At 59.5% G+C, this 19,321-nt stretch carries 21 protein-coding genes and 1 tRNA gene; 13 read left to right on the top strand and 9 right to left on the bottom strand.

Going from position 1 to position 19,321, the window contains the following annotated elements; genetic code table 11:
• Window positions 1–208: 208 nt before the first annotated feature.
• Together FHX06_RS29735 and FHX06_RS29730 are read left to right on the top strand one after the other, a co-directional pair.
• A complete protein-coding gene (locus FHX06_RS29735; RefSeq protein ID WP_113204544.1) occupies window positions 209–721 on the top strand; it encodes a GNAT family N-acetyltransferase in 513 nt (170 codons plus the stop codon).
• 68 nt (window positions 722–789) lie between these two features.
• The gene (locus tag FHX06_RS29730; RefSeq protein ID WP_183881849.1) at window positions 790–1,854 is read left to right on the top strand and encodes an ABC transporter substrate-binding protein; all 1,065 of its coding nucleotides are present in this window, start codon (window positions 790–792) and stop codon (window positions 1,852–1,854) included.
• 109 nt (window positions 1,855–1,963) lie between these two features.
• Here FHX06_RS29730 and FHX06_RS29725 read toward each other — a convergent pair whose 3' ends face one another.
• Window positions 1,964–2,797 (bottom strand): class I SAM-dependent methyltransferase, encoded by an 834-nt coding sequence (locus FHX06_RS29725; protein WP_113211927.1) that lies wholly within the window; start codon window positions 2,795–2,797, stop codon window positions 1,964–1,966.
• 525 nt (window positions 2,798–3,322) lie between these two features.
• Here FHX06_RS29725 and FHX06_RS29720 point away from each other — a divergent pair.
• The 4 genes from FHX06_RS29720 (at window position 3,323) to FHX06_RS29705 (ending at window position 6,827) form a co-directional block, all read left to right on the top strand.
• The gene (locus FHX06_RS29720) at window positions 3,323–4,267 is read left to right on the top strand and encodes a Bug family tripartite tricarboxylate transporter substrate binding protein (protein ID WP_112544171.1); all 945 of its coding nucleotides are present in this window, start codon (window positions 3,323–3,325) and stop codon (window positions 4,265–4,267) included.
• Complete coding sequence (locus tag FHX06_RS29715; protein ID WP_112968781.1) at window positions 4,264–4,755, top strand: tripartite tricarboxylate transporter TctB family protein; 492 nt, start codon at window positions 4,264–4,266, stop codon at window positions 4,753–4,755. Before FHX06_RS29720 ends, FHX06_RS29715 begins: the two co-directional genes overlap by 4 nt.
• 93 nt (window positions 4,756–4,848) lie before the next feature.
• The gene (locus tag FHX06_RS29710) at window positions 4,849–6,366 is read left to right on the top strand and encodes a tripartite tricarboxylate transporter permease (RefSeq protein WP_112544168.1); all 1,518 of its coding nucleotides are present in this window, start codon (window positions 4,849–4,851) and stop codon (window positions 6,364–6,366) included.
• A gap of 290 nt (window positions 6,367–6,656) precedes the next feature.
• A complete protein-coding gene (locus tag FHX06_RS29705; RefSeq protein WP_183881847.1) occupies window positions 6,657–6,827 on the top strand; it encodes a hypothetical protein in 171 nt (56 codons plus the stop codon).
• 127 nt (window positions 6,828–6,954) lie between these two features.
• Here the strand turns inward: FHX06_RS29705 and FHX06_RS29700 are convergent, their stop codons facing one another.
• A complete protein-coding gene (locus FHX06_RS29700) occupies window positions 6,955–8,049 on the bottom strand; it encodes a DUF475 domain-containing protein (protein ID WP_183881845.1) in 1,095 nt (364 codons plus the stop codon).
• Window positions 8,050–8,420: 371 nt separating this feature from the next.
• On the opposite strand from FHX06_RS29700, the gene FHX06_RS29695 reads away from it, so the two are divergent.
• The 3 genes from FHX06_RS29695 to FHX06_RS29685 all read left to right on the top strand — a co-directional run bounded on the left by FHX06_RS29695 (window position 8,421) and on the right by FHX06_RS29685 (window position 9,753).
• The gene (locus FHX06_RS29695) at window positions 8,421–8,660 is read left to right on the top strand and encodes a hypothetical protein (RefSeq protein WP_183881844.1); all 240 of its coding nucleotides are present in this window, start codon (window positions 8,421–8,423) and stop codon (window positions 8,658–8,660) included.
• A 38-nt stretch (window positions 8,661–8,698) separates the two neighbouring features.
• Window positions 8,699–8,878, top strand: a complete 180-nt coding sequence (locus FHX06_RS29690) for a hypothetical protein (RefSeq protein ID WP_113117269.1) — start codon at window positions 8,699–8,701, stop codon at window positions 8,876–8,878.
• Window positions 8,879–9,036: 158 nt separating this feature from the next.
• Entirely contained in the window at window positions 9,037–9,753 is a 717-nt protein-coding gene (locus FHX06_RS29685) for a hypothetical protein (protein ID WP_113117270.1), read from the top strand.
• A gap of 15 nt (window positions 9,754–9,768) precedes the next feature.
• On the opposite strand, the gene FHX06_RS29680 is transcribed toward FHX06_RS29685, so the two are convergent.
• From FHX06_RS29680 to cpdR1, 4 genes are all read right to left on the bottom strand, one after another.
• Window positions 9,769–10,257 (bottom strand): hypothetical protein, encoded by a 489-nt coding sequence (locus FHX06_RS29680; protein ID WP_183881842.1) that lies wholly within the window; start codon window positions 10,255–10,257, stop codon window positions 9,769–9,771.
• Between the two features lie 116 nt (window positions 10,258–10,373).
• Window positions 10,374–10,718, bottom strand: a complete 345-nt coding sequence (locus tag FHX06_RS29675) for a hypothetical protein (protein WP_183881840.1) — start codon at window positions 10,716–10,718, stop codon at window positions 10,374–10,376.
• Between the two features lie 196 nt (window positions 10,719–10,914).
• Window positions 10,915–10,989 (bottom strand) — tRNA-Val (locus FHX06_RS29670).
• 84 nt (window positions 10,990–11,073) lie between these two features.
• Window positions 11,074–11,436: a response regulator CpdR1 gene (cpdR1, locus tag FHX06_RS29665; RefSeq protein ID WP_007527565.1), complete on the bottom strand. Its 363-nt coding sequence runs from the start codon at window positions 11,434–11,436 to the stop codon at window positions 11,074–11,076.
• A gap of 190 nt (window positions 11,437–11,626) precedes the next feature.
• Between cpdR1 and FHX06_RS29660 the strand changes: the two genes are divergently transcribed.
• Window positions 11,627–12,508 carry an N-formylglutamate amidohydrolase gene (locus tag FHX06_RS29660; RefSeq protein WP_112544156.1) on the top strand — a complete coding sequence of 294 codons (882 nt, stop codon included), beginning with the start codon at window positions 11,627–11,629 and terminating at the stop codon, window positions 12,506–12,508.
• A 250-nt stretch (window positions 12,509–12,758) separates the two neighbouring features.
• Window positions 12,759–13,532, top strand: coding sequence for a histidinol-phosphatase (hisN, locus tag FHX06_RS29655; protein ID WP_113211931.1), 774 nt, complete (start codon window positions 12,759–12,761; stop codon window positions 13,530–13,532).
• A 3-nt stretch (window positions 13,533–13,535) separates the two neighbouring features.
• Here the strand turns inward: hisN and FHX06_RS29650 are convergent, their stop codons facing one another.
• Window positions 13,536–14,507, bottom strand: coding sequence for an alpha/beta fold hydrolase (locus FHX06_RS29650; RefSeq protein WP_113211932.1), 972 nt, complete (start codon window positions 14,505–14,507; stop codon window positions 13,536–13,538).
• A 682-nt stretch (window positions 14,508–15,189) separates the two neighbouring features.
• Here FHX06_RS29650 and FHX06_RS29645 point away from each other — a divergent pair.
• Window positions 15,190–15,660: an Hsp20 family protein gene (locus FHX06_RS29645; protein ID WP_112544150.1), complete on the top strand. Its 471-nt coding sequence runs from the start codon at window positions 15,190–15,192 to the stop codon at window positions 15,658–15,660.
• A gap of 72 nt (window positions 15,661–15,732) precedes the next feature.
• On the opposite strand, the gene FHX06_RS29640 is transcribed toward FHX06_RS29645, so the two are convergent.
• A complete protein-coding gene (locus FHX06_RS29640; protein WP_113211934.1) occupies window positions 15,733–16,737 on the bottom strand; it encodes a bile acid:sodium symporter family protein in 1,005 nt (334 codons plus the stop codon).
• A 94-nt stretch (window positions 16,738–16,831) separates the two neighbouring features.
• Between FHX06_RS29640 and FHX06_RS29635 the strand changes: the two genes are divergently transcribed.
• Window positions 16,832–17,686, top strand: coding sequence for a LysR family transcriptional regulator (locus FHX06_RS29635; RefSeq protein ID WP_112544146.1), 855 nt, complete (start codon window positions 16,832–16,834; stop codon window positions 17,684–17,686).
• A 67-nt stretch (window positions 17,687–17,753) separates the two neighbouring features.
• Here the strand turns inward: FHX06_RS29635 and FHX06_RS29630 are convergent, their stop codons facing one another.
• The gene (locus FHX06_RS29630) at window positions 17,754–18,806 is read right to left on the bottom strand and encodes a threonine aldolase family protein (RefSeq protein WP_112968788.1); all 1,053 of its coding nucleotides are present in this window, start codon (window positions 18,804–18,806) and stop codon (window positions 17,754–17,756) included.
• Window positions 18,807–19,321 lie beyond the last annotated feature (515 nt).

Here is a 19,321-nt window from a genome sequence, read left to right as displayed (position 1 = left end):
CACAGCGATTCTGGTAATTGGTGAATGGAGAGTGGTGCGTGGAAACTCACGCCCCGCGGCAGCAAACTGCCGAGGGAAGAAACGCGCCGCATGTCGTGAGCCGGATCCACTGCGACGCCGTTGACCAGTTTCGATGCGCCGACATGCCGATGGCGGGGCGCAGCCTGTCATGATAAATACAAGAGCGAAGCTCGGGGAGGCTTTGCGGATGGGGAATCTGTCGGTCGCACTGGTGGAAAGCCTTGAAGAGATCGATGCTGTTCGGCATCTCAGCCGGGCCTTCCGACAATGGCTCTACGACAATTATCCGGACGAGCGGGCTCAGATCGAACTTTACTACAGCCCGGAAAAATTCGAGGCGATGCTCGCCGATTTGCCGAAGATCCACGCAAGACCACAGGGCGCAATGTTCCTGGCGCGGCTGGATGGAGAGATTGTCGGCTGCGTGATGCAGCATGAGATCGCGCCGGGCATATCGGAGATGAAGCGGCTCTTCGTTTCCGATCTGGCACGCGGCAGCGGGGCAGCGCAGGCGCTCTGTGAGGCGTCCCTTGCCCAGGCCAAGAAGGATGGCTACCGGATGATGCGGCTCGATACCGGCCATCGGCAGGTCGCTGCCCAGAAACTCTATCGCCGCCTGGGTTTTCGCGAGCGAGACGCCTATTACGACATTCCCGATGATCTGAAGCCGATCCTGCTCTTCTTCGAGCGTGAGCTTTGAAGCCCGACGGTAGCGACCATTGGAAACCGACCCTTGTCTGGCCTGTGCAGCTCGGGCATTCTTGCTCGATGAGGAGCGTTTTTTTTCTGTTTTTGTGCCTGCTGCCCGGCTTTGCGGTCGCGGATCAGGTCTTCTATCCGGCGAGGTCGGGCAATGCTGGCGCGCCGGTGCTGACCGTCTATTCCTCGCTCGACGAGCCGCTGGCCCAGCCCATGATCGCCGGCTTTCAGGACGCCAATCCGGATGTGGCGGTCAAATATGAGGACATGCTGACAGGAGATATATACGACCGTATCGTCAAGGAGACAGATGCAGGTCACAAGACGGCGGACTTCGCCTTCTCCTCTGCAATGGACCTGCAGGTAAAGCTTTCGAATGACGGCTATGCGCAGGTGAGCGATCTGCCGATGAGCGCCCAATGGCCGAAATGGGCGAACTGGCGCAACACGGCCTATGCATTGACCTTCGAACCGGCCGTCTTCGTTTATCACAAGCCGAGCTTCGTTCATGAATCTGTCCCGAGTTCGCGAGCAGAATTCGTCGATTACCTCAAGCGCAAGGGCAATGAAGTCTATGGACGGATCGGGACTTATGACATCGAACGTTCCGGCGTGGGCTTTTTGTTCATGGCGCGCGATCAGGAGCAGTTCGGCGACATCTGGTCGGTGATCGGTGCGATGGGCGCGGCCGGCGTGAAACTCTACTCCACGAGTTCGGCGATCCTCGAGCGGGTCGCCGACGGGCGCTTCGTGCTCGGCTACAATATTCTCGGTTCCTATGCGGCCGATTGGGCTTCGCGTCATCCTGATGTCGGCATCGTGTTGCCGAAGGACTATACGGTCGTGATGTCACGTATCGGCCTGGTGCCGCAGGCGGCCGCCGAACCGGAACTCGGGCGGCGATACCTTGCCTTCTTCATGTCGAAGGAGGGCCAGACGATCATGGCGCGCGAGTTGCAGATACCGGCCGTCAGCCCGGAAGTTGCCGGCGAGAACACCGCCAATACCTTGCAGGAACTGCTCGGCGCACAGTTGCGTCCGGTGCCGGTCAGCCCCGGTCTCATGGTCTATCTCGACCAGGTGAAACGCGCCCGGCTGATTGCGCACTGGAATGAGGTGCTGCGGACGCAATAGGAACCCGCTCGCCGGTGCCGCCGCTTGGCAGCGCCGGTAATGGCAAGGGGCGAAGTTCGCTTGCCGCAAACCTCACCTTTTCGCATCGATGCTGCCATAACCGCAGCAATCAGCCTTTGTGAATCACCACTTCCAGATATTCCGCCGGCACGACCATAGTGCCATCCTTGGCGCGGTTGAAGCGTGCGATGAGCGCGAGGAAGTCCTCCTCGAGAGCCGTCTTTCCCGGCTGCGGCAGAGCCTCGAAAGCCTTGTAGACGGGACCATACCAGGTGCGGAAAACCTCCAGCCAATGTGCCGGCGAGCGATAGCGGAAATTATACATCCGCGACGTTGCCTCGATGCCGGCCTGGCCGCCGAACATTTCCTCCAGCCGGGCCTTCGTACCCCAGAGTGCAGGCGACCTGACGCCCGGCATGGGCGGAATATGCTTGCCTATCGTCTTGAAGACCTGGCCGATGAAGCTCTCCGGCGTCCAGTTGGCCATGCCGATGCGCCCGCCGCGCCGGGAGACTCGCAGCATTTCCTTTGCCGCCTTGTCCTGATCCGGTGTGAACATGACGCCGAACGTGGAGACGACGACATCGAAGCTTGCATCCTTGAAGGGCAATGCTTCCGCGTCGGCCTGCTGGAAGTTCACCGCCAGGCCGTTTGCTATCGCCCGCTCTCGGCCGCGCTCCAGAAGTTCCGGAATGTAGTCGGTCGAGGTCACCTCGGCCCAGCGACGCGCAGCAGCAAGCGTCGCATTGCCGTTGCCGGCAGCAATATCGAGAACCTTTTCGCCGGAACGCAGGTCGAGGGCCTCGCATAGATTTTCGCCGACGATCTGCAGCCGGGCGCCGATGACGGAATAGTCGCCGGATGCCCAGGCCGACTGCTGACGCGACTTCAGCGCGGCGAGATCCGGCGCGGGTTGAGCTGTGGCATCTCCTATGGTTTGCATGGCATGTTTCCCCTCGTATCGGCGAGGATGGGCCATTGCCGCGATCGCTCGCCGGTTTCGCCTAATTCAGGTTTTGAGCGCAGCCTTCTACCGGTTTCTTGAAGTGCTCCAGGTCGGCTCGCGGGCGGAGCGTGCCTCGGGATGGCAATCGGCCTTGGTACTCATCCGCCATTTGCCTTCCGATCGCCCCCCGCGAAGTATCCGCCATGTCTCCGCTGGCGTCCAGTACAGACAATGTACTAGTCATGTGCCTACCCCGGGTATGTGCTGCCGTCTTTCGCGCGAAGGTAGCCGAATTGCGGCAAAAAAGTGTCCTGCCGCACTGGATATCCGGAGGATGTCAGCTAAATGACAGCTTCATATGATGGCTTGGGCTACTTCATCTCCGTGGAGGCGGAGAGTTGAAGAATTCCGGGAGGACTTCCGCTCGCTATCAGGACAATTGCGTCCACCGATCGGTGATCTCTCCTCATTTTCAAAAAATAGCACTGGCGGTTCGCTCAGCCGCAGCACGGAGGACACATCGTGAAGCACACTTTCATCGCAACTCTTTTGGCAGCGGCTATTGCGCTGCCGGCCTACGCCGCCGATTACACCATCATCGCTCCGGCAGCGCCCGGCGGCGGCTGGGACCAGACGGCTCGCTCACTGCAGACGGTGCTGCAGCAGGAAGGTATTTCCAAGAGTGTTCAGGTTCAGAACGTGCCGGGCGCCGGCGGCTCCATCGGTCTTGCGCAATTCAGCAGCCAGAGTGCAGGCAATCCGAACGCTCTGATTGTCGGCGGCTACGTCATGGTTGGCGCGCTGCTGACCAACAAGTCGGTCGTCACGCTGAAGGATGTCACCCCGATCGCTCGCCTGACCGGCGAGTATGAAGCTGTCGTCGTTCCCGCCGCGTCCGACATCAAGACGCTCGCCGATCTCGTCACCAAGCTGAAGGCCGATCCCGGCGCCGTTTCCTGGGGCGGCGGTTCTGCCGGCGGCACGGACCACATCGCCGTTGGTCTGATCGCCAAAGCTTCCGGTGTCGATCCGACCAAGATCAACTATGTCGCCTTCTCGGGCGGCGGCGAAGCACTCGCCGCTATCCTCGGCGGCCAGGTCACAGCTGGCATTTCGAGCTACAGCGAATTCGAATCGCAGGTGAAAGCCGGCACGCTGCGTCTGCTCGGCGTTTCCAGTGATGCCCGCATCGACGGCGTCGATGCACCGACCTTCAAGGAAGCCGGTACCGACGTTTCCATCCAGAACTGGCGCATGGTTGCTGCCGCTCCGGGCCTGACCGATGAAGAAGTTGCCTCGATTGCGGCTGACTTCGACAAACTGCACAAGTCTGCCGCCTGGCAGGAAACCCTGAAGACCAAGGGCTGGGCCGACACCTACCTTGCAGGCGACGAGTTCAAGGCGCAGCTCGAAAAGGATGTCTCGGCTACCGCGGGCATTCTCAAAGATATCGGTCTCGTTCAATGAGTGAAGCCGATACCTCATCGGCAACGAAGCGCCGCCCCGATTGGGCGGCGCTGATCATTGCCCCTTTCCTCATCGTGGTCGCCGTCGTGGTCTTCTGGGATGCCTCGCATCTGAAGACGATCGCGCAGTATGACCGCATCGGACCGTCGACAGTGCCGAAAGTCGTAGCACTCGGCCTCTTCTGTCTTGGCATCTGGACGGCTTTCGAAGCCTGGCGCGGCGATTTTCCGGAACGCGAACATCAGGAAGTGGCGCCAGTCATCTGGGTTGTGGCGGGCCTTGCCGGACAGATGCTGCTCCTGCGCACCGCCGGTTTCTCGATTGCGACGGGCGTACTCTTTGCACTCACCGCGCGCGGTTTCGGCAAGCGCCAGATCTGGTTCTCGCTGCCTATCGGCATCATCATGAGTTTCATTGTCTGGACGATCTTCTCGCAGCTCCTGCAGCTCTCGCTGCCGGCCGGGCCGCTCGAACACCTGTTCTTCTGATAGCGCTCGCCTCGCACCGGGCGCTCTCAGTTTCGTTGCTTTTTGCGCGGATGGTCCTGTGCCCCCTCAGGAGCCGCCGCTTGGGAAAAAACCATGAGCACATTCGAATTCCTCTGGCAGGGCATTCTGGTTGCTGCGCAGCCGATAAACCTGCTTTACGCCCTCATCGGCGTAACCCTCGGCACCGCCGTCGGCGTGCTGCCGGGAATCGGCCCGGCGCTGACGGTCGCGCTGCTTCTTCCTGCCACCTACAAGCTCGACCCGGGCGGCTCGCTCATCATGTTCGCCGGCATCTATTACGGCGGCATGTATGGCGGCTCGACCACGTCGATCCTTTTGAATACGCCGGGTGAAAGCGCCTCGATCGTCACGGCGCTCGAGGGCAACAAGATGGCGCGGGCTGGGCGCGGCGGACCGGCGCTGGCGACAGCGGCCATCGGCTCGTTCGTCGCCGGCCTTATCGCCACACTCGGCCTTGCTTTCGTGGCACCCTACATCGTCAAACTGGCATTGGTTTTCGGTCCGCGCGAATATTTCGCGCTGATGGTGCTTGCCTTCGTCACCGTCTCCTCGGCCTTCGGGGATTCGGCGCTGCGCGGTCTCACCTCGCTCTTCATCGGCTTTGCGCTCGCCATGGTCGGCATTGACCAGCAGACCGGGCAGGCGCGCCTGTCCTTCGGCATTCCCGATCTGCTCGACGGTATTGAGGTGACGACGCTTGCCGTTGCGATGTTCGCGATTGGCGAGACACTCTATATCGCCGCCCAGGGGAAGCGCGGCGAAGACAAGGTGGAGGCGGTACGCGGCTCGCTCTGGATGAATGCGCAGGACTGGGCGCGTTCCTGGAAGCCCTGGCTGCGTGGCACGATCATCGGCTTCCCGATCGGCGCCATGCCGGCCGGCGGTGCCGAAATCGGCACGTTCCTTTCCTATGCCACCGAAAAGCGTCTTTCGAAGAACCCGGAGGAATTCGGTCATGGCGCGATTGAAGGCGTTGCCGGTCCGGAGGCTGCCAACAATGCTTCGGCTGCCGGCACTCTGGTGCCGCTCCTGACGCTCGGTCTGCCGACATCGGCGACGGCGGCGATCATGCTCGCTGGCTTCCAGCAATATGGTCTGCAGCCGGGACCGCTGCTGTTTGCCACCAACCCACAGCTCGTCTGGGGTCTCATCGCCAGCCTGCTCATCGCCAATGCGATGCTGCTGGTGTTGAACCTGCCGATGATCGGCCTCTGGGTCCGCCTGCTGACGGTCCCGAAACCGTGGCTTTACGCCGGCATCCTGCTGTTTGCCACGCTCGGCACGATCGGCGCCAACCCCTCGGTCTTCGAACTCGGCATGCTGCTCGGCTTTGGCGTTCTCGGTTATGTCATGCGGATCTTCGGCTATCCGATCGCGCCTGCCGTCGTCGGTCTCATTCTCGGACCGCTGGCCGAGCAGCAGCTTCGCCGTGCGCTCTCGATCAGTCAGGGTGACGTAACCACACTCGTCATGTCGCCGATCGCCTGCGGCCTGCTGATCGTGGCGGCTGCCGCCTTCCTCATCCCGCTGATCCTGAGATTGCGTGGCCGCGGCCAGGTTCTCTCTCAGCTCGCGGCAAATGAAGACTAAAACAAAAAGACGACCTGACCCCTAATTCAGGCCGGCCGTGGCAACATGGCCGGCCTTTCTTTTGGCGTTTAACAATTTTTTTCCGGCTGAAATCCGCTGTCCTCTCCAATCATATGATTGAAATCGAATGATAAAATTGGATTTGTAGTAGCGTTTCCCGGACTGTTTTTCATTTGCCGGCGAAAGAAATATGCGCTTTTTGCATGGCGGCGGTGATTTCTTGCGCGTTGTGAGTGCATGCGGATTTTCCCATCTAGGAAAGGTCAACGAAAGAGCGAGAGGAAAAGAAGATGTCCGCTTTCAGAAAGTCGATCCACAAGGGTTTCCTGGCCCGCGCCTTTGCAGCGCTTGGTGCCGCAAACGCAGTCAGCGCCGCTGTCGAAGGTGGCCGCAAGCCGCGCGCACGCGACCTGCAAGAACTCGGTATCGATCCGGTAAGTTTCGGCCGTGTCATCCGGTAAGACGTGCCGAATGCGCAGATTGAATGCCAAATTAGATATTGAATGAATGAGCCCGCAACCGATGGTCGCGGGCTTTGTTTTTTGGACTATCCGAGCCGCAGCGCCAGACCGCAGCGGCTTTTGCTTATCAGGCGTGAAGGCGCTCCCGTTCGGGCATATGCGCTTCCTTCTGTCGCTCCTGTCTGTTGTAGCGGATCGAGGACCAGAGCGAGATGCCGATGAGGGCAGCGCCGCCAAGGCCAGTGATGACCTCGGGTATGTGCGTCAAGGTCTGCACATACATGATCACCGAGAGGATCAGGATCGCGTAGAAGGCGCCGTGTTCCAGGTAGCGGTATTCGGCAAGCGTTCCCTTCTCCACCAGCATGATCGTCATCGAGCGCACATACATGGCGCCGATGCCGAGACCGATGGCGATGATGAAGAGATTCTGCGTCAGTGCGAAGGCGCCGATGACGCCATCGAAGGAGAAGCTGGCATCCAGAACTTCCAGATAGATGAAGGCGCCGAGGCCACCCTTTGCCGCTTCGCTCATCGCGCGCTGCGATGCGTCGAGGAGACCGCCGATGACTTCGACCACCAGGAAGGTCACGAGACCGTAGATGGCGCAGTAGACGAAGGTGGTCGCGTCTTCACCCTCCAGGAGAGAGGAGAAGAGCAGGATCAGCAGGAGCACGAAGGCGATCTCGATGCCCTTGATCGCGGACGAACGCGCCATGATCCGCTCCAGTGAGCCGATCCAGTGGACTTCCTTCTCATGGTTGAAGAAGTAGGTAAGGCCGACCATCATCAGGAAGGTACCGCCGAAGGCGGCGATCGGCAGATGCGCGTCATTCATGATGCGGGCATATTCTGCCGGCTCGCGGGCCGCCAACACGAGCGCTTCCCACGGACCGATCTGGGCTGCGATGGCGACGATCGCCAACGGGAAGACGATGCGCATGCCGAAGACGGCGATGATGATGCCCCAGGTCAAGAACCTGTGCTGCCAGACCGGAGTCATTTCCTTCAGCTTGTTGGCGTTGACGATGGCATTGTCGAAGGAGAGCGAGATCTCCAGAACGGCCAGCACGCTGCAGATGAAGAAGACGGTTGCCATGCCGCCCAGCGTGCCGGTCGATTGCCAGCCGAGAAATGCGCCGAGCGCAAGGCCGAGCGCCGTGACGATGAAGGCCCAGCGGAAATAGCCGAGCGAAGACTTGTGGGATTGAGGCTGGCTCATGACTGCACCTCGCAGCCGCAAACCGTTTTTGAAGATGAGGTGAAAACAGAAAAACGCATACCGCAACGGGCATGCGCGTTTGGCATGGTGAGCTTTTTCATCGATGAAAAATCCGCCGGCTAATTTGCAGGCGGTACCGACATCACGAGAGCGCCGTAAAAACTCTCGCCAGAGGGGCCCGGCACCAGGGTTCCCCCGCAACCGATGTCTGGATGAGGCGCGGGTGCCTCACTAGGTAGTGAAGTTGCTGCCCCAGTCAAGACGTGGGCTCGGTCACGGTTACCGATTTCTTTGGAACCATGCGAGCGCTCACCCGTTAGAACCTAGCTGAGCCGACGAACGCAGCTCAGAATTCTTGAAGGAGGGCGACGATGCATAATTCGACCCATGTTCCCGACAGGCGCACGGAAGCCTCGGACCGCATCAAGCGGGCGAAACCCAATCGTATGCAGAAGGCACAGGTTCTGCCGCCGCATCAAGTGGACCTGACGCTGACCCCGGGTGTTATCCACGACATTCACGTGCCGGCGCATGTGACCGGCAGCGATCTTTCAAAGGGCGGTCCCGACATCAAAAGCGACAATGCCCATGTCGCAAAACCCGTCCGCTGAAAACCAGTTCCGCAATCCATCAAACAGGTGAGACACGAATGACGATCAATCTTGTGCCGCGCGATATTTTCATCCAGCACGAATATGAATGGCAGGCCGTGCGCGATGCGGCCGAGCGCCGGATCGATATTGGCAAGCGCGAGATGCCATCTGTGCAGCCGAGCGGGCAAACAGCGAAGACGCCCGCTGCGGCGGCTTCGGCAGCGCAAGGCTGCTGAGTCCCAGGTAGAATTTACACGAGACGCCCGGCCATGAAGCCGGGCGTTTTCGTTTCCGGCGAATTTCGGCTTGGGAAAGCGATCCGCGGCGATGCCTTGCCAACCTTTCGGAAAGGATTGCGCGGCGATAATCCGGCCCGTTCAAGGGAATCGGATCGATGGCCAAGACAGCGACACGCGGCCGCCGCAAGGCGCCGGCAAAAAGGAAGAGCAGCGCATCCTCCGGAGGCGCGATGCCCTGGCTGGTGCTCGGCATCGCCGCGGTAGGCGCCATTGCCGCCTATGACAACTGGAAGACCATTCGCCCGATGCTCGGCAAGGCACCGGCTGCTGTTGTCCGGGAAGCGGCTGAAGCCAAGCCTCAGGCACCCAAGGAAGCACCGAAGCAAGTTGCCGTCGCAGCACCTGCCGCCAAGCCGCGGCAGACGAACGATCCGGTGCCGCCTGCGGCGATCCCCTCGGCTCCAGTGCCGACGGCAAAGATCGTGCCGGCCTCTATTTCCCCTGTTACTCCGTCTTCTTCGGAAACCGCCAAAGCCGCCTTTGGATATTGCGGGCAAGGCGAGCATATCAATTGCGTCGGCGATGCCGGCACCTTCTGGTACAAGGGTGAGAAGATCGTCATCGCTGATATGGTGAGCCCGGATGTCGACCGCGCTCGCTGTGAAGACGAACGGAAGATCGCCTTTGCCGCCAAATCCCGGCTGCTCGCGCTGCTGAACGCCGGTCCGTTCAACATGAATGCAGCCGGCAAGGTGGATGACCGTGGTGCACCGCGTGTCATTTCACGCGACGGGCGCTCCTTCGGTACGCGTCTTATCAATGAGGGCCTGGCGAGGAAGCCGGGATCTGCCTCGGGCTCCTGGTGCGCCTGAGGCCGTCAGCGATCGCTATTTTCCACCGTTTTTCCGTGTCGGCGCCTTGCCGCTGGTGCGGAAGCTGCCCGTGAAGGCCGAATCCTTGCTTTCCGCCGTGCACTCGATGGCCATCGGCTTGCCGGCATAGGGATTGCCGAAGGTGCAGAAGCCGGCAACCTTCACTTCACCCGTCATCTTGTTGCCGACGCCGGTGGTGACGAGGCTGAGTGGCAGGCGGGCATTGCCATTGGATGCGGGCTTGATGCCCTTGCCGTCGCCCTGGAAGCCCAACAGCTTGCCATCAGAGGTGAAGATGAAGGTGACCGTGCCGTTGACGAGCGTCACACTTGCCAGCTCTCCCTTGCAGCCCTTCGTGGCATCAAACTTGGCAACGACCAGCTTCTGGCACTTGCCGCCAAGCGCAATGACGCCGGGCGCACCCGGAAAATTGTCATCCGCCTGCGCTGCAGCGGCAAAAGTGAGGGTGGAGAAGGCGGCGATGGCAAGCGCAGATAATTTCATTTCGATTCGAACCCCGTGAACTGACGAGGCGAATCAACACCTCGGGCTCCATTATCGCGCATGGCATGGCTCTGTGTCCGAATTTGGTTTGGCGTCGAAGATGGATTTCTATCGTCTCAGCACGGATACATTTGCTGCAGTGATCTGAGCAGGACCAAGGGGTAAGCCTGGAACGTCTTCTCACCGATATCCGGGTGCCGCTCAAGATATCTCTTCACGATTTCGACGTACTCGGTTTGCGAAATCGTGACGTTCCGCGGTGAGCAATATAAGAGGGGCTTGCCCTCAGCTGCGAGGTGGGTGTTCACTATTCGAAGTGTCAATCCCGCCCCGCCAATCAGCATCGTGACGACGCTTGTCTCCTTGCTCTCCATGAGCGCGCGGAGCGTCATGTCTTCTTTTGCGGAAGCCGGGCTCCAGCTCAACACCAGCAGCAATATCAATCCGATGAAAATTTTCATGTGCACCCCCAATGAGGGAGAGCGAAGCAACATTGCAACCGTTTGGTCAAGCCACTTTTCAGGGAAGTTTCGGCAAATGCGGCACGAACAAGCAGACACTTCGCACCGGTCTTAGAAGAGACTGCGAAGGCCACAGCGCCAAAACTAAAAGGGCCTTTCGATTTCTCGAAAGGCCTTGCTTTTCAGCGAATTAGGATGGTGGGCGTGACAAGGATCGAACTTGTGACCCCTACGATGTCAACGTAGTGCTCTCCCGCTGAGCTACACGCCCATCCGATGTCGGCGCATAGACCACAAAACCTCCGGAGCCGTCAATAGGCTTTTTTGAAGTTTTGTGACGATCCGCCAAGACGCCTTATGCGGCAAGCATCTTGTTGACCTCTTCGACGAGGTCGCGCAGGTGGAAAGGCTTGGAAAGGACCTTCGCATCCTTGGGAGCCTTCGAATCAGGGTTCAGTGCAACGGCTGCAAAACCGGTGATGAACATCACCTTCAGGTCGGGATCGAGTTCGGTCGCGCGGCGCGCCAGTTCGATGCCATCCATTTCCGGCATGACGATATCGGTCAAGAGCAGGGAGAAGGGCTCCTCACGCAGGCGGTCATAAGCGCTAGCGCCGTTGTCGTAGGAAAGGACCTTGTAGCCGGCCTTTTCCAGCGCCTTCACCAGGAAGCGGCGCATATCATTGTCGTCTTCGGCGAGAAGTATCTTCTGAGTCATTAATCCGGACCGCTGATCACTACGTTTTTTATGGGATACCAGCCGTCTACACTATACTTCGCCCGGTAAACAACCGGTGAAATCGCCCTAGCTGCGGCCGCTATCCCTTCCATGTAGTATGGACTTAAGGGCAGGCAACTGGCAACATAGCCCTCACAGCCACTTGATGACATGGTAAAGAGGGCAGAAAGTGCCGGAAATACGCGAATACGAGCTTTTTGAAGTGCATGAGCCCGTGTCGCAGACCATCCCCTTCGTCTACAACTCCCCCCACAGCGGCCGTATTTATCCACCGGAATTCATCGCGCAGTCGCGGCTGGAAGGCATCTCGATACGCCGGTCCGAAGACCATTATGTCGATGAACTGTTCGGTGCGGCCGTGGACCTCGGCGCGCCACTCCTGCTTGCGAACTTCCCGCGCGCTTATCTGGACGTCAACCGAGAGCCGTATGAGCTCGATCCGCGCATGTTCGACGGCCTGTTGCCGCCTTATGCGAATATCAATTCGCTGAGGGTTGCCGGTGGACTTGGTACCATTCCGCGCATCGTGGCCGAGAATATGGAAATCTATGCGCGCCGGCTGCCCGTACAGGAAGGGCTGGAACGTGTCGAAAGCGTCTACAAGCCCTATCATTCGACGCTGCGGCGGCTGATTGCGCGCACGCACGTACAGTTTGGCTTTGGTGTCCTGATCGATTGCCATTCCATGCCTGGCAATGTGCGCGTTGCCGGCAGCAATGCGCGACCCGATTTCATCATAGGCGACCGCTACGGTACCAGCGCTTCGTCAGAGCTTTCGCGCACGGCGATCGGCATCCTTGAGGAAATGGGTTTTGCCGCGATCCGCAACAAACCTTATGCCGGCGGCTTCATCACCGAACATTACGGCCGCCCGTCACGCGGGCTGCATGCGCTGCAGATCGAGGTCAATCGTTCGATCTATGTCGATGAGGTCACGCTGGAGAAGCGGCCCGATTTCGACATCGTTGTGACCGCCATCACGTCGTTCATGCGGCAGATGGCCGACTACGTCGAGAAATTCTCCGGCGACCGGGCGCTTGCTGCCGAGTAACTTTCTCACTCAGGGCAAAAAAAACCGCGCCTTGTCAGCGCGGCTAAGTCTAGGGAGGAAACACCCAAGGAGGGTATTTACAGTCAGAAGACTGTAATCAGGAAACTACTGTTGCATTGCACAAATGTCAAGCATTATATTGCGCTGCAAAATCTTTAGGCAGCCAAGCCGAAATTGCCCGTTTCATTTGCATTCCACTGCTTTTTCGCTATGAAAAGCGCCATTTCCCGCCAGCTATACGGATTTCTCCATGCTTCCTGACCGTTCGTTCTTCAACCGTCTTGCCGAAGCTGCGAAGGCGGAAACCCTGCCGCGTTTTCGCTCGGGCACCAATGTCACCAACAAGCTGTCTTCCGGCTTCGACCCGGTCACCGAAGGCGACAGGGCGGCGGAAACCGCCATCCGCGCGCTGATTGAGGCGCATTTCCCCGACCACGGCATTCTGGGCGAAGAGCACGGCAATGTCGGCCTTGATCGAGAGCATGTGTGGGTGATCGACCCGATCGACGGCACGCGCGCATTCATCTCGGGCGTTCCTGTCTGGGGGACACTGATCGGCCTGCAGAAGAACGGCCGGGCTATTGCCGGCATGATCGAGCAGCCTTTCACCGGCGAGCGCTATTTCGGCGACGAGAATGGTTCGACCTACAGCGGACCTGAGGGCGAGCGCCGGCTGCAGGTGCGTGATTGCGGCGCTCTTTCCAATGCCATCTTGTTCACGACATCGCCACATCTCTTCGTCGGTGCGGAGATGGACAAGTACCGCGAAATCGAAAGCAAGGTACGGCTCTTCCGCTATGGCTGCGATTGTTATGCCTATGCGCTGCTGGCGGCGGGCCATGTCGATCTTGTTGTCGAAAACAGCCTCAAGCCTTACGACGTAGGCGGCATCATTCCTGTCATCGAGGGTGCCGGCGGCATCATGACCACCTGGGATGGCGGGCGGCCGGAAAATGGCGGTTCGATCATCGCTGCCGGCAGCAGGGCGGTTTATGAAGAAGCGATCGAGATTCTGCAGCGCTGAGGCTCATGCGCCGATCGCAGCCACATCCTCGGTCGCCTCAGCATCACTGCCTGGAACGAAGGCGTGGAGCGCTGCCAGCGCGGCGGCGCGGTACATATCTCTTTCCTGGAATACCTCGTGTCGGGCGCCATTGATCGGCACGAGTTGGCCGGCACGGAAATAGCGCGAAAGCCGTTCTTGCGCCGTATAGGGCACCAGGCCGTCGCGCGTCGGTGCGATGACGACGGAGGGGATTGTGATCGAGAAGAGATGATAGGGCTGGGTCACCCGGTCGATCGCTTTCATGCATTCGTGCATCCAGCGGGCAGTCGGCGCTCCCAGAGCAAGTTCCGGGTGAGCCCTTGCGATCGCCGCGTTTCGCTCGAAACGCGTTTCATCCGATGTCAGAGGGTTATCGGGGAACTGCAATTCTTTCATCTTGCCGAGCGGCAAGGCACCAAGGCCGATCGCGCTGAGCGTCGCCGACACCGCGCGGATCATTCCCTCGGAAGCGGCCTGGCCAATAAGGCCGAGGAAAGGGGCGGACAGCACCATGCGCTCGATACGCGTCGAAAGATAAGGTGCGGCAGAAAGCGCGATCAGTCCGCCGGTCGAATGGGCGAGCATGTAGAAGGGCAGCCTTGTATCCGGCAGCACGACCTTCTCGAGGAAGGTGTCGAGATCGCGCTCGTAGTCGGAAAAGCGGCGGAGGTGGCCGTGATTGCGCTTCTTGATCAGCCGTGGTGAGCCGCCCTGGCCGCGCAGGTCGTAGGTCGCGACCCAGAGACCCTTGGAAGTGAGGTCGCGGATTGTTTCGAAATATTTCTCGATGCATTCGCTACGGCCGTGCAGAAGCACCACCGTTCCATGGGCCGCCGGTGTTTGCGACCGGAAGACGGCATAGCGCAACCTATGGCCGTCGTGGGTCTCGAAAAAACCTTCGGTGCGGTTCTCCGGCGCCGGATTGTCTGGAGTTGAGTAAAGCACCTGTTCCATGGCCAGTGTTTCTTCGCGTGAGAGATTTACTAGGGGATACCGCAGGGATTGGGAAAATCAATGGCGAAATTACCGCTTAATGTAAGCGAAGTATAATGGAACGAGATTTCTCCATGCGACAAGCTCGGCGAAAGCTGAGACACGCTAAAGTTAGTGAGAACGAAAGATTTGTCCCGGCATGAAGCCGGTTATCCGCACGTTCATGACTGAAGATTGGGGCGCCGGGAGGCCGGTCACGAATTCGGGTCCTCCATCGGCCTGTCAATTTCGGCGCCCGCCAATCAATCGGCTCGACCATCTGCAGCTGGATTGTCTCGATATCGATCCGCGGATCGACTTGCAGAGCTCTATGCTTGAAGAAAAGTGGCCGGCGGAGCTGAGGGAGCTCTTGGCCGGCCGAATTGAGGCTGAAGAAGAAGGGACGATACACTTCAGCCGTCGGGCCAGTGTCACCCGATGCGCCTATCTGTAGTGAGAGGCGGCTGAACCTTCTCCGAACCTGCCGTTCATGCAGGGTTCACGCAGAAATCCCAGCGTTTTGAAGAGGGCTTGAAGTCCATGAAGGCCATCCCCATCTGAACTTTGCGGACGCCAGAAGGGTCCGCGCAATCGTCCCGGAGCCGCCAAGAATGGGGTTTCACGGACATGCTATCGCAACACGTCGCTTCCCTAGGAGGACATCATGCGTCACGTAGACTTCTCTCCCCTTTATCGTTCCACCGTTGGCTTCGACCGTCTGTTCACGATGCTCGACAGCCTTTCCCAGCCGGACCAGGTTCCGACCTATCCGCCTTATAATATCGAACGGACCGGTGAGAACACCTATCGCATCACCATGGCCGTTGCCGGCTTTGACGAAACCGAACTCGCCATTGAATCGCATGCCCACGCGCTCACCGTGAAGGGTGAAAAGCGCGAAGAAAATGCCGATGGCGGCGAGTATCTCTACCGCGGCATTGCAAAGCGCGCTTTCGAGCGCCGCTTCCAGCTTGCCGACCATGTCGAAGTCACTGCCGCTTCGCTGAAGAACGGCCTCTTGCATATCGACCTTCTGCGCAGCATCCCGGAGGCTCTGAAGCCCCGCAAGATCGCTATTGCCGCTGAGCCGGTCGAGGCTCCGAAGTCGATCGAAGCACAGGTCGTCAACAGCTAATCCGCTTTCAACCAATCAGACGGAAACGGCGCCCGAAGGGCGCCGTTTTTGTTTTGAAGCCGTCTCACCTGGTCAGGCCGGGCTTGTCGCTTCTTCCAGCTTTTTTTCCGATGTGCGGCGCGCTGCGGCAGCGGCATACTTCTGGGCGATAACGGCGCAGACCATCAGCTGGATCTGGTGAAAGAGCATCAGCGGCAGGACGATCGCGCCGATCGATTGGCCAGCAAAGATGACGTTTGCCATTGGAACACCGCTTGCAAGGCTCTTCTTCGAGCCGCAGAAGGTGATGGTGATCTCGTCCGCCTTGTTGAAGCCCAACCAGCGGCTGCCATGCATGGTGATGACGAGGACGAGCGCCAGCAGCAGCATATCGGCGATGATGACGGCGACGATATCGGCGATCGAAAAGGTGTGCCATAGCCCTTCGACGACGGCCGTCGAGAAAGCCAGGTAGACAACCATCAGGATGGAGCCGCGGTCGACGGGCATCAGGATTTTCTTCTTGGAGCGGATCCACTCGCCGATCCAGGGCTGCAGGATCTGGCCGACAACGAAGGGAGCCAGCAATTGCAGCAGGATCTGTTCCAGTGCGTCGAACGAGAAGCCGCCATGGCCACCGACCGAGAAGAGCAGGCCGACAAGCAGCGGCGTCAGGAACATGCCGAAGATGTTCGAGGCCGACGCCGAGCAGATCGCCGCGGGGACGTTTCCGCCGGCCATCGATGTGAAGGCGATCGAGGATTGCACCGTCGACGGCAGCACGCAAAGGAAGAGGATGCCGAGATAAAGCGGCTGCGGCAGGATCGAATCCGGGATGAAGCCTATCGCCAGCCCGAAGATCGGGAAGAGGCCGAAAGTAGTCAGCAGGATCATGAGGTGCAGGCGCCAGTGCAGCAGACCGGCAACGACGACATCACGCGAGAGGCGTGCGCCGTGCAGGAAGAACAGCAGCGCAATGGCAAAATCGGTCGCTACCCCGAACCAGCCGGCAAAGGCGCCGCTCGCGGGGAAGATCGACGCGAGGATGACGGTGCAAACGAGCAGGATGGTGAACGTATCGGGTAGAAAGCGCCGCATGGCTGTCTCGCCTAACTTAAAGAGTCATTGTTCTGTCGCTCATTATGATCCAGGATGCAAGGAATAACAGTTATTACAAATCTGGATCTCCCCGATGCTGGATCTCTCACAGCTACGCAGTTTCGTCACCGTCGAGCAGATGGGCAGCTTTACTCTGGCCGCCGAAAGGCTGGGGCTTGGGCAGTCGACGGTCAGCCAGCATATCCAGAGGCTGGAAACCTCACTAGGGCGCCGGCTGCTGGAGCGTGATACGCACAAGGTCGTGCTGACCGGCGATGGCGAGGCCTTGCTGACGCATGCGCGGGCGATGCTGTCGATCGAGGGGCAGGTGCAGTCGCTGTTCAAGAGCGGCAGCCTGCGTGGGCGGCTGCGGCTTGGCGTTTCCGAGGATTTTGTGACGAGCCGCTTGCCGGCGGTGCTGGAAGATTTCGTACGCTCGCATCCTTCCGTCGATATGGAACTGACGGTGGCGCTTTCCGGCGTGCTCTATGAAATGCAGGATGCAGGGGCGATCGATCTCGTGCTTGCCAAGCGAAGGCTCGGCGATGAGCACGGAAAGCTCGTGTACCGGGAGCCGCTGGTGTGGCTGGCGCGTGATCCGGAGCATGTGCTCGCATCCGGTCCACTGCCCTTGATCGCTTTCCCGCCGCCGAGTGTGACGCGCGCCATTGCGCTGGAAGCGCTCGGTCGGCAGGGCGTGGACTGGCGGATCGTCTGCACCTGCGGCAGCCTCAGCGGACTGACGGCAGCAGCACGCGCGGGCATGGGAGTGCTCGTGCAGCCGCGCAGCATGGCGCCCTCGGGGTTGAAGGAAATCTCGCCGGCCCGGCTGCCGGTGCTGGAGGATGTCGAGTTCGTACTGGTGCCGCGAAAGGGAGCCGATCAGGCGCTCGTGGCGGCTCTTTCGGATGATATTCTGAAGAAGGTCAGAGGCTTGCGGTCGGCCTGAAGATCCTCAATCAGAAATCCCGCCGGCGACGGCGGGATTTTCCTTCGCGAATCCGGCATTTGCGAAATCAGGCGGCCAGGCATTTGAGGAAGCCATCGACATCGGCTTCGGTCGTTGCAAAGCTGGTGACGAGACGGACAAGAGTTTCGCCCTCCGAAACGAGATCCGGCATCCCGGCAGGGATCGGCCACTCGTAAAATTTTGCACCCTTGCTCTCAGCCGTTTTTGCCGCCGATTTCTGAATGACCGCGAAAACTTCATTCGAGGCGGTCGGCCAGGCGAGCCGGGCCGAATTGCTGGCGCCGATGCCGGCACGCAAGCCGTCGGCCATGCCATTGGAGTGTCGGGCGAGATCAAGCCAGAGGCCGTTTTCGAAATAGGCGTCGAACTGGGCGGAGATGAAACGCGACTTGGAGAAGTGCTGGGCAGCCCGCTTGCGGATGAAATGCATTTCCTTCGCCTGTTCCGGATTGAAGAAGACGATCGCTTCTGCACACCAGCAGCCATTCTTCGTGCCGCCGAAGGAGAGCATATCGACGCCGCGCTTCCAGGTCATTTCGGCAGGTGTTGCCTTCAATGCAACGAGCGCATTGGCAAAGCGCGCGCCGTCCATGTGCAGAGGTAGTCCTCGCTTCTTGGCGATCGTGGAAATCTCGCCGATTTCCGGCAGCGAATAGACGGTACCGATTTCGGTGGATTGGGTGATGGTCACAGCGGTGGCGCGGCCATGACGAAGGGCATCCTCCGGGAAGTGCGCGATCTTTGCCGAGAGCTTGGTCGGATCAATTTTGCCGGCTTCGCCGTCGACGGCCATGAGGCGGGCGGAGCCGGAGAAGAATTCGGGGGCGCCGCATTCATCCTCGATCACATGGGCTTCCGAATGGCAGAAGGTGATCCCGCCAGGGCGCTGGACGCTCGCCAGCGCCAGGGAGTTGGCAGCGGTGCCGGTCGCAACGAAGAAGACGGAAACCTCGCGCTCGAAGATTTCTGAAAAGCGGGCTTCCACTCGCTTGTCGAGATCGCTGTTGCCGTAAGCGGCGGCAAAACCGGTGGATTCAGCGAGCAGGCGTTCGGCAATGGATTTATGGGCGCCAGCCCAGTTGTCAGAAGCAAAAATCATAGAGAAAACCACTGAAAATGATGGGGAGGGAGTTTCGGGAGTGGACACTACGCCAAAGCTTCACAGGATCAAGGGCGGAAACCTAGATGCATCACAAAAATTGAACTGCGCAATCAATAAACAAAATGATAAGTTGGAAGGTAATTTTATGTCGCCGTTTTGGTTGATCTGGCAATCTTCCGTCGCAAATTGACGTTTTTTTAAGATGGCGCTCTTGCGAAGAGGAATTGTTTCTGGCATTGAACGGACGAACTAGGACAGGGTTGCTGTCCTATTTTGGTCTTCACGGCCGAAGAGGCGCCCGAAAGCCCTGGAACAGACCGGCTTTCACGCTATAGTTCTTTCGAGCGCTGAGCCTTCCATATGGCGGCGCACGGAAGCGAATGGCAGGCGCGGAACGCGACGGTTTGCTTTCCCTGAAAGCAGATGTCTGCGACCGGATCTTCATGATGCAACAGCGCTGTCACGCGCCGGACCTATCTTAAAGGTGCGGTGCGCGACGAAAAGCCGCCCGC

It is taken from the genome of Rhizobium sp. BK512 (assembly GCF_014194915.1).
Taxonomy (GTDB): Bacteria; Pseudomonadota; Alphaproteobacteria; order Rhizobiales; family Rhizobiaceae; genus Rhizobium.
This window is presented reverse-complemented; position numbering and strand designations above follow the sequence as displayed.